4 tRNA genes and 6 rRNA genes are annotated in these 11,317 nt (G+C 50.2%); all 10 read right to left on the bottom strand.

The annotated features are described in order from the left end of the window. Positions 1-281: 281 nt before the first annotated feature. Positions 282-358: transfer RNA gene (locus tag IX91_RS01490), tRNA-Asp, on the bottom strand. A gap of 32 nt (positions 359-390) precedes the next feature. Next, a 5S ribosomal RNA gene (gene rrf / locus IX91_RS01485) occupies positions 391-506 on the bottom strand. Positions 507-596: 90 nt separating this feature from the next. Next, positions 597-3,486 (bottom strand): 23S ribosomal RNA (locus tag IX91_RS01480). Positions 3,487-3,759: 273 nt separating this feature from the next. Continuing rightward, positions 3,760-3,835: transfer RNA gene (locus IX91_RS01475), tRNA-Ala, on the bottom strand. Between the two features lie 43 nt (positions 3,836-3,878). After that, positions 3,879-3,955 (bottom strand) — tRNA-Ile (locus IX91_RS01470). Between the two features lie 66 nt (positions 3,956-4,021). Further along, positions 4,022-5,574: ribosomal RNA gene (locus tag IX91_RS01465) — 16S ribosomal RNA — on the bottom strand. 317 nt (positions 5,575-5,891) lie between these two features. Next, positions 5,892-6,008 (bottom strand): 5S ribosomal RNA (rrf, locus tag IX91_RS01460). Positions 6,009-6,099: 91 nt separating this feature from the next. Beyond that, a 23S ribosomal RNA gene (locus tag IX91_RS01455) occupies positions 6,100-8,989 on the bottom strand. Between the two features lie 277 nt (positions 8,990-9,266). Next, positions 9,267-9,342 (bottom strand) — tRNA-Glu (locus IX91_RS01450). Positions 9,343-9,407: 65 nt separating this feature from the next. Then, positions 9,408-10,960 (bottom strand): 16S ribosomal RNA (locus IX91_RS01445). Together the 16S, 23S and 5S rRNA genes with 4 tRNA genes alongside form the textbook arrangement of a ribosomal RNA operon. Positions 10,961-11,317: the final 357 nt, after the last annotated feature.

Here is an 11,317-nt window from a genome sequence, read left to right as displayed (position 1 = left end):
GGTGAAGCCCGAATCCGATTCTAGAGGACGAAGTCCGTTCCAGCAGCGCAGCGATCCCGATTTCCATAGGGCGTAGCCCGTTCTATCTCCCCCTTAAACGCAAGAAGCCCGTTGCGTCAGCAACGGGCTTCTAAAACGACAAAACCCAGTCCGAAGACTGGGTTTTTTAAATAAGTGGCTGACGGCCGGGCTTGCGGGCAAGCGGGACTCGTTGGTCGCAGACCAAAATAATACTGCAGATACAAAAAGACCTCAGCATTTCTGCTGAGGTCTGGAATAAGTGGCGGAGCGGACGGGACTCGAACCCGCGACCCCCGGCGTGACAGGCCGGTATTCTAACCAACTGAACTACCGCTCCGCACTGGTTAGACTCTTGAGTCTAAATTTAAAGCCTGGCGATGTCCTACTCTCACATGGGGAAGCCCCACACTACCATCGGCGCTAATTCGTTTCACTTCTGAGTTCGGCATGGAATCAGGTGGGTCCAAATCGCTATGGTCGCCAAGCAAATTCTTAATTCGGAAAGCTGTTTTAAGTTCTGTAATTACACATTCAAAGTTCTTGCTTTGAGTCCATCAAAACCCTTTGGGTGTTGTATGGTTAAGCCTCACGGGCAATTAGTACAGGTTAGCTCAACGCCTCACAACGCTTACACACCCTGCCTATCAACGTTCTAGTCTCGAACAACCCTTTAGGACCCTCAAGGGGTCAGGGAAGACTCATCTCAGGGCTCGCTTCCCGCTTAGATGCTTTCAGCGGTTATCGATTCCGAACTTAGCTACCGGGCAATGCGTCTGGCGACACAACCCGAACACCAGAGGTTCGTCCACTCCGGTCCTCTCGTACTAGGAGCAGCCCCCTTCAATCTTCCAACGCCCACGGCAGATAGGGACCGAACTGTCTCACGACGTTCTAAACCCAGCTCGCGTACCACTTTAAATGGCGAACAGCCATACCCTTGGGACCGACTTCAGCCCCAGGATGTGATGAGCCGACATCGAGGTGCCAAACACCGCCGTCGATATGAACTCTTGGGCGGTATCAGCCTGTTATCCCCGGAGTACCTTTTATCCGTTGAGCGATGGCCCTTCCATACAGAACCACCGGATCACTATGACCTGCTTTCGCACCTGCTCGAATTGTCATTCTCGCAGTCAAGCGGGCTTATGCCATTGCACTAACCTCACGATGTCCAACCGTGATTAGCCCACCTTCGTGCTCCTCCGTTACTCTTTGGGAGGAGACCGCCCCAGTCAAACTACCCACCAGGCACTGTCCTCAACCCGGATAACGGGTCTAAGTTAGAACATCAACACTACAAGGGTGGTATTTCAAGGACGGCTCCACCGATACTGGCGTACCGGTTTCAAAGCCTCCCACCTATCCTACACATGTAGGGTCAATGTTCAGTGCCAAGCTGTAGTAAAGGTTCACGGGGTCTTTCCGTCTAGCCGCGGGTACACTGCATCTTCACAGCGATTTCAATTTCACTGAGTCTCGGGTGGAGACAGCGTGGCCATCATTACGCCATTCGTGCAGGTCGGAACTTACCCGACAAGGAATTTCGCTACCTTAGGACCGTTATAGTTACGGCCGCCGTTTACCGGGGCTTCGATCAAGAGCTTCGACTTACGTCTAACCCCATCAATTAACCTTCCGGCACCGGGCAGGCGTCACACCGTATACGTCATCTTACGATTTTGCACAGTGCTGTGTTTTTAATAAACAGTTGCAGCCACCTGGTATCTGCGACTCTCAATAGCTCCATCCGCAAGGGACTTCACCGTCAAGAGCGTACCTTCTCCCGAAGTTACGGTACCATTTTGCCTAGTTCCTTCACCCGAGTTCTCTCAAGCGCCTTGGTATTCTCTACCCGACCACCTGTGTCGGTTTGGGGTACGATTCCTTACAATCTGAAGCTTAGAGGCTTTTCCTGGAAGCATGGCATCAATGACTTCACTACCGTAGTAGCTCGACATCGTGTCTCAGCCTTAAAGAGAGCCGGATTTACCTAACTCTCAAGCCTACGCACTTGAACCTGGACAACCGTCGCCAGGCCCACCTAGCCTTCTCCGTCCCCCCATCGCAATTGTAAGAAGTACGGGAATATTAACCCGTTTCCCATCGACTACGCCTTTCGGCCTCGCCTTAGGGGTCGACTTACCCTGCCCCGATTAACGTTGGACAGGAACCCTTGGTCTTCCGGCGAGGAGGTTTTTCACCCCCTTTATCGTTACTCATGTCAGCATTCGCACTTCTGATACCTCCAGCAGACTTTACAATCCACCTTCAACGGCTTACAGAACGCTCCCCTACCCAATACGATAAATCGCATTGCCGCAGCTTCGGTTTATAGCTTAGCCCCGTTACATCTTCCGCGCAGGCCGACTCGACTAGTGAGCTATTACGCTTTCTTTAAATGATGGCTGCTTCTAAGCCAACATCCTAGCTGTCTAAGCCTTCCCACATCGTTTCCCACTTAGCTATAATTTGGGACCTTAGCTGGCGGTCTGGGTTGTTTCCCTCTCCACGACGGACGTTAGCACCCGCCGTGTGTCTCCCGGATAGTACTTACTGGTATTCGGAGTTTGCAAAGGGTTGGTAAGTCGGGATGACCCCCTAGCCTTAACAGTGCTCTACCCCCAGTAGTATTCGTCCGAGGCTCTACCTAAATAGATTTCGGGGAGAACCAGCTATCTCCAGGTTTGATTGGCCTTTCACCCCTAGCCACAAGTCATCCGCTAATTTTTCAACATTAGTCGGTTCGGTCCTCCAGTTGATGTTACTCAACCTTCAACCTGCCCATGGCTAGATCACCTGGTTTCGGGTCTATATCCAGCAACTCGACGCCCAGTTAAGACTCGATTTCTCTACGGCTCCCCTAGATGGTTAACCTTGCTACTGAATATAAGTCGCTGACCCATTATACAAAAGGTACGCAGTCACACCACGAAGGTGCTCCTACTGCTTGTACGTACACGGTTTCAGGTTCTATTTCACTCCCCTCACAGGGGTTCTTTTCGCCTTTCCCTCACGGTACTGGTTCACTATCGGTCAGTCAGTAGTATTTAGCCTTGGAGGATGGTCCCCCCATATTCAGACAGGATATCACGTGTCCCGCCCTACTCGATTTCACTGATGATGAGATGTCGGTTACGGGGCTATCACCCTGTATCGCGCCACTTTCCAGAGGCTTCACCTGTCTCATTAAAAGCTTAAGGGCTAGTCCAATTTCGCTCGCCGCTACTTTCGGAATCTCGGTTGATTTCTTTTCCTCGGGGTACTTAGATGTTTCAGTTCCCCCGGTTCGCCCTGTTAACCTATGTATTCAGTTAACAGTAATTGCTTATGCAATTGGGTTTCCCCATTCAGAAATCCCAGACTCAAATGGTTGTTACTACCTAATCTGGGCTTATCGCAAGTTACTACGTCTTTCATCGCCTCTGACTGCCAAGGCATCCACCGTGTACGCTTAGTCACTTAACCATACAACCCCAAAGGGTCTCTGTTTAAACAACCAAAGTTGTCTGCATTTTTATACATGTGCAGACACGATTTTGCCGGACTCAAATTTCCAAGAACACTTGAATGTGTGTTGGTACCTAAAACATAGTTTTAGGATTTGAGAACTTTTAATTGAATAACAACGCATCTCGAAGAGATGGGGATTGTTGTTATTCGTCAGCTTTCCAAATTGTTAAAGAGCTAGATTTCTTTCGAAACCATTTTTAAGAACACTTACGCAAATGCGCTTAAAGATGGTGGAGCTAAGCAGGATCGAACTGCTGACCTCCTGCGTGCAAGGCAGGCGCTCTCCCAGCTGAGCTATAGCCCCATCAGGTGTTGATACTGTATGCCAATTCTTCTGGGAGGAAGATTGGTGGGTCTGAGTGGACTTGAACCACCGACCTCTCGCTTATCAGGCGAACGCTCTAACCACCTGAGCTACAGACCCAGTATCGTCTCTTAACGTGTATAAACATATCAATCTGTGTGAACACTCATCGCAATAATCATCGTATAAGGAGGTGATCCAGCCCCAGGTTCCCCTAGGGCTACCTTGTTACGACTTCACCCCAGTCATGAACCACAAAGTGGTGAGCGTCCTCCCGAAGGTTAAACTACCCACTTCTTTTGCAGCCCACTCCCATGGTGTGACGGGCGGTGTGTACAAGGCCCGGGAACGTATTCACCGTGGCATTCTGATCCACGATTACTAGCGATTCCGACTTCATGGAGTCGAGTTGCAGACTCCAATCCGGACTACGACGCACTTTTTGGGATTCGCTCACTTTCGCAAGTTGGCCGCCCTCTGTATGCGCCATTGTAGCACGTGTGTAGCCCTACTCGTAAGGGCCATGATGACTTGACGTCGTCCCCACCTTCCTCCGGTTTATCACCGGCAGTCTCCCTGGAGTTCCCGACATTACTCGCTGGCAAACAAGGATAAGGGTTGCGCTCGTTGCGGGACTTAACCCAACATTTCACAACACGAGCTGACGACAGCCATGCAGCACCTGTCTCAGAGTTCCCGAAGGCACCAATCCATCTCTGGAAAGTTCTCTGGATGTCAAGAGTAGGTAAGGTTCTTCGCGTTGCATCGAATTAAACCACATGCTCCACCGCTTGTGCGGGCCCCCGTCAATTCATTTGAGTTTTAATCTTGCGACCGTACTCCCCAGGCGGTCTACTTAACGCGTTAGCTCCGAAAGCCACGGCTCAAGGCCACAACCTCCAAGTAGACATCGTTTACGGCGTGGACTACCAGGGTATCTAATCCTGTTTGCTCCCCACGCTTTCGCATCTGAGTGTCAGTATCTGTCCAGGGGGCCGCCTTCGCCACCGGTATTCCTTCAGATCTCTACGCATTTCACCGCTACACCTGAAATTCTACCCCCCTCTACAGTACTCTAGTCTGCCAGTTTCAAATGCAATTCCGAGGTTGAGCCCCGGGCTTTCACATCTGACTTAACAAACCACCTGCATGCGCTTTACGCCCAGTAATTCCGATTAACGCTCGCACCCTCCGTATTACCGCGGCTGCTGGCACGGAGTTAGCCGGTGCTTCTTCTGCAGCTAACGTCAAATCCATACGCTATTAACGCATGAACCTTCCTCACTGCTGAAAGTACTTTACAACCCGAAGGCCTTCTTCATACACGCGGCATGGCTGCATCAGGCTTGCGCCCATTGTGCAATATTCCCCACTGCTGCCTCCCGTAGGAGTCTGGACCGTGTCTCAGTTCCAGTGTGGCTGATCATCCTCTCAGACCAGCTAGGGATCGTCGCCTTGGTGAGCCCTTACCTCACCAACTAGCTAATCCCACCTGGGCATATCCTGACGCGAGAGGCCCGAAGGTCCCCCTCTTTGAGCCGAAGCTATTATGCGGTATTAGCCATCGTTTCCAATGGTTATCCCCCACATCAGGGCAATTTCCCAGGCATTACTCACCCGTCCGCCGCTCGACGCCGTTAACGTTCCCCGAAGGTTCAGTTAACTCGTTTCCGCTCGACTTGCATGTGTTAGGCCTGCCGCCAGCGTTCAATCTGAGCCATGATCAAACTCTTCAATTTAAGATTTTGTCGGCTCAATGAATACTGAACATTACATAAAGTAATGTTTGAATTGACTGTGCTGAATCCGAAGATTCAATGGTCACTTCGTATCATTGAAACCTAATTTGAAACCGAAGTTTCTAATTGGATTATCATCAACGAGTGCCCACACAGATTGATAGGTTTATATTGTTAAAGAGCTTTGCTTTCAGTGCCTTAGCACTTGAGCAGGACGCGTATAATACGCTATTGACTCGGTAAGTCAACATAAAACTCTAAGAAAACTTAAAGATTTATGGTGACTTGTCTACAGAGTAGACAAAGTCGAAATTAAAGCCTGGCGATGTCCTACTCTCACATGGGGAAGCCCCACACTACCATCGGCGCTAATTCGTTTCACTTCTGAGTTCGGCATGGAAATCAGGTGGGTCCAAATCGCTATGGTCGCCAAGCAAATTCTTTAATTCGGAAAGCTGTTTTAAGTTCTGTAGTTACACATTCAAAGTTCTTGCTTTGAGTCCATCAAAACCCTTTGGGTGTTGTATGGTTAAGCCTCACGGGCAATTAGTACAGGTTAGCTCAACGCCTCACAACGCTTACACACCCTGCCTATCAACGTTCTAGTCTCGAACAACCCTTTAGGACCCTCAAGGGGTCAGGGAAGACTCATCTCAGGGCTCGCTTCCCGCTTAGATGCTTTCAGCGGTTATCGATTCCGAACTTAGCTACCGGGCAATGCGTCTGGCGACACAACCCGAACACCAGAGGTTCGTCCACTCCGGTCCTCTCGTACTAGGAGCAGCCCCCTTCAATCTTCCAACGCCCACGGCAGATAGGGACCGAACTGTCTCACGACGTTCTAAACCCAGCTCGCGTACCACTTTAAATGGCGAACAGCCATACCCTTGGGACCGACTTCAGCCCCAGGATGTGATGAGCCGACATCGAGGTGCCAAACACCGCCGTCGATATGAACTCTTGGGCGGTATCAGCCTGTTATCCCCGGAGTACCTTTTATCCGTTGAGCGATGGCCCTTCCATACAGAACCACCGGATCACTATGACCTGCTTTCGCACCTGCTCGAATTGTCATTCTCGCAGTCAAGCGGGCTTATGCCATTGCACTAACCTCACGATGTCCAACCGTGATTAGCCCACCTTCGTGCTCCTCCGTTACTCTTTGGGAGGAGACCGCCCCAGTCAAACTACCCACCAGGCACTGTCCTCAACCCGGATAACGGGTCTAAGTTAGAACATCAACACTACAAGGGTGGTATTTCAAGGACGGCTCCACCGATACTGGCGTACCGGTTTCAAAGCCTCCCACCTATCCTACACATGTAGGGTCAATGTTCAGTGCCAAGCTGTAGTAAAGGTTCACGGGGTCTTTCCGTCTAGCCGCGGGTACACTGCATCTTCACAGCGATTTCAATTTCACTGAGTCTCGGGTGGAGACAGCGTGGCCATCATTACGCCATTCGTGCAGGTCGGAACTTACCCGACAAGGAATTTCGCTACCTTAGGACCGTTATAGTTACGGCCGCCGTTTACCGGGGCTTCGATCAAGAGCTTCGACTTACGTCTAACCCCATCAATTAACCTTCCGGCACCGGGCAGGCGTCACACCGTATACGTCATCTTACGATTTTGCACAGTGCTGTGTTTTTAATAAACAGTTGCAGCCACCTGGTATCTGCGACTCTCAATAGCTCCATCCGCAAGGGACTTCACCGTCAAGAGCGTACCTTCTCCCGAAGTTACGGTACCATTTTGCCTAGTTCCTTCACCCGAGTTCTCTCAAGCGCCTTGGTATTCTCTACCCGACCACCTGTGTCGGTTTGGGGTACGATTCCTTACAATCTGAAGCTTAGAGGCTTTTCCTGGAAGCATGGCATCAATGACTTCACTACCGTAGTAGCTCGACATCGTGTCTCAGCCTTAAAGAGAGCCGGATTTACCTAACTCTCAAGCCTACGCACTTGAACCTGGACAACCGTCGCCAGGCCCACCTAGCCTTCTCCGTCCCCCCATCGCAATTGTAAGAAGTACGGGAATATTAACCCGTTTCCCATCGACTACGCCTTTCGGCCTCGCCTTAGGGGTCGACTTACCCTGCCCCGATTAACGTTGGACAGGAACCCTTGGTCTTCCGGCGAGGAGGTTTTTCACCCCCTTTATCGTTACTCATGTCAGCATTCGCACTTCTGATACCTCCAGCAGACTTTACAATCCACCTTCAACGGCTTACAGAACGCTCCCCTACCCAATACGATAAATCGCATTGCCGCAGCTTCGGTTTATAGCTTAGCCCCGTTACATCTTCCGCGCAGGCCGACTCGACTAGTGAGCTATTACGCTTTCTTTAAATGATGGCTGCTTCTAAGCCAACATCCTAGCTGTCTAAGCCTTCCCACATCGTTTCCCACTTAGCTATAATTTGGGACCTTAGCTGGCGGTCTGGGTTGTTTCCCTCTCCACGACGGACGTTAGCACCCGCCGTGTGTCTCCCGGATAGTACTTACTGGTATTCGGAGTTTGCAAAGGGTTGGTAAGTCGGGATGACCCCCTAGCCTTAACAGTGCTCTACCCCCAGTAGTATTCGTCCGAGGCTCTACCTAAATAGATTTCGGGGAGAACCAGCTATCTCCAGGTTTGATTGGCCTTTCACCCCTAGCCACAAGTCATCCGCTAATTTTTCAACATTAGTCGGTTCGGTCCTCCAGTTGATGTTACTCAACCTTCAACCTGCCCATGGCTAGATCACCTGGTTTCGGGTCTATATCCAGCAACTCGACGCCCAGTTAAGACTCGATTTCTCTACGGCTCCCCTAGATGGTTAACCTTGCTACTGAATATAAGTCGCTGACCCATTATACAAAAGGTACGCAGTCACACCACGAAGGTGCTCCTACTGCTTGTACGTACACGGTTTCAGGTTCTATTTCACTCCCCTCACAGGGGTTCTTTTCGCCTTTCCCTCACGGTACTGGTTCACTATCGGTCAGTCAGTAGTATTTAGCCTTGGAGGATGGTCCCCCCATATTCAGACAGGATATCACGTGTCCCGCCCTACTCGATTTCACTGATGATGAGATGTCGGTTACGGGGCTATCACCCTGTATCGCTGAGCTTTCCAGCTCATTCACCTGTCTCATTAAAAGCTTAAGGGCTAGTCCAATTTCGCTCGCCGCTACTTTCGGAATCTCGGTTGATTTCTTTTCCTCGGGGTACTTAGATGTTTCAGTTCCCCCGGTTCGCCCTGTTAACCTATGTATTCAGTTAACAGTATCTGCTTATGCAGATGGGTTTCCCCATTCAGAAATCCCAGACTCAAATGGTTGTTACTACCTAATCTGGGCTTATCGCAAGTTACTACGTCTTTCATCGCCTCTGACTGCCAAGGCATCCACCGTGTACGCTTAGTCACTTAACCATACAACCCCAAAGGGTCTCTGTTTAAACAACCAAAGTTGTCTGCATTTTTATACATGTGCAGACACGATTTTGCCGGACTCAAATTTCCAAGAACACTTGAATGTGTGTTGGTACCTAAAACATAGTTTTAGGATTTGAGAACTTTTAATTGAATAACAACGCATCTCATAGAGATGGGGATTGTTGTTATTCGTCAGCTTTCCAAATTGTTAAAGAGCAAATCACCTCAATGAGGTAACCATTTTTAAAAGTACTTAACTAAGTACGCTTAAAGATGGTATCCCGTAGGGGAGTCGAACCCCTGTTACCGCCGTGAAAGGGCGGTGTCCTAGGCCTCTAGACGAACGGGACACTAATAAGGGCTCTTAATAAGACATATCAATCTGTGTGGACACTCATCGTGAGTAATCATCGTATAAGGAGGTGATCCAGCCCCAGGTTCCCCTAGGGCTACCTTGTTACGACTTCACCCCAGTCATGAACCACAAAGTGGTGAGCGTCCCCCCGAAGGTTAAACTACCCACTTCTTTTGCAGCCCACTCCCATGGTGTGACGGGCGGTGTGTACAAGGCCCGGGAACGTATTCACCGTGGCATTCTGATCCACGATTACTAGCGATTCCGACTTCACGGAGTCGAGTTGCAGACTCCGATCCGGACTACGACGCACTTTTTGGGATTCGCTCACTTTCGCAAGTTGGCCGCCCTCTGTATGCGCCATTGTAGCACGTGTGTAGCCCTACTCGTAAGGGCCATGATGACTTGACGTCGTCCCCACCTTCCTCCGGTTTATCACCGGCAGTCTCCCTGGAGTTCCCGACATTACTCGCTGGCAAACAAGGATAAGGGTTGCGCTCGTTGCGGGACTTAACCCAACATTTCACAACACGAGCTGACGACAGCCATGCAGCACCTGTCTCAGAGTTCCCGAAGGCACCAATCCATCTCTGGAAAGTTCTCTGGATGTCAAGAGTAGGTAAGGTTCTTCGCGTTGCATCGAATTAAACCACATGCTCCACCGCTTGTGCGGGCCCCCGTCAATTCATTTGAGTTTTAATCTTGCGACCGTACTCCCCAGGCGGTCTACTTAACGCGTTAGCTCCGAAAGCCACGGCTCAAGGCCACAACCTCCAAGTAGACATCGTTTACGGCGTGGACTACCAGGGTATCTAATCCTGTTTGCTCCCCACGCTTTCGCATCTGAGTGTCAGTATCTGTCCAGGGGGCCGCCTTCGCCACCGGTATTCCTTCAGATCTCTACGCATTTCACCGCTACACCTGAAATTCTACCCCCCTCTACAGTACTCTAGCCTGCCAGTTTCAAATGCAATTCCGAGGTTGAGCCCCGGGCTTTCACATCTGACTTAACAAACCACCTGCATGCGCTTTACGCCCAGTAATTCCGATTAACGCTCGCACCCTCCGTATTACCGCGGCTGCTGGCACGGAGTTAGCCGGTGCTTCTTCTGCAGCTAACGTCAAATGATAGTGCTATTAACACTACCACCTTCCTCACTGCTGAAAGTACTTTACAACCCGAAGGCCTTCTTCATACACGCGGCATGGCTGCATCAGGCTTGCGCCCATTGTGCAATATTCCCCACTGCTGCCTCCCGTAGGAGTCTGGACCGTGTCTCAGTTCCAGTGTGGCTGATCATCCTCTCAGACCAGCTAGGGATCGTCGCCTTGGTGAGCCCTTACCTCACCAACTAGCTAATCCCACCTGGGCATATCCTGACGCGAGAGGCCCGAAGGTCCCCCTCTTTGAGCCGAAGCTATTATGCGGTATTAGCCATCGTTTCCAATGGTTATCCCCCACATCAGGGCAATTTCCCAGGCATTACTCACCCGTCCGCCGCTCGACGCCGTTAACGTTCCCCGAAGGTTCAGTTAACTCGTTTCCGCTCGACTTGCATGTGTTAGGCCTGCCGCCAGCGTTCAATCTGAGCCATGATCAAACTCTTCAATTTAAGATTTTGTTCGGCTCAATGAATACTGAACATTACATAAGTAATGTTTGAATTGACTGTGCTGAATCCGAAGATTCAATGGTCACTTCGTTTCATTGAAACCTAAATTGATACCGAAGTATCTATTTGGATTATCATCAACGAGTGCCCACACAGATTGATAGGTCTATATTTTTAAAGAGCTTCTCTTCTTTGTGATTCGCATCACTTCGGAAGAGGCGGCCATTCTAGCGTTTTAAGTTTTAGTGTCAACCACTTTTTTAAACTTTTTTCTTAAGCGTTTCCGCTTGGCTAGTTAACCTGTCGATTTCGCTTGAACCCTTGTGAGCCCTTGCCCTGTCGACGAGGAGGCATTAT

The organism is Vibrio tubiashii ATCC 19109 (assembly GCF_000772105.1).
In the GTDB taxonomy this organism is placed as follows: Bacteria; Pseudomonadota; Gammaproteobacteria; order Enterobacterales; family Vibrionaceae; genus Vibrio; species Vibrio tubiashii.
The sequence above is the reverse complement of the archived record's forward strand: the minus strand, read 5'-3'. Positions and strand labels throughout refer to the sequence as shown.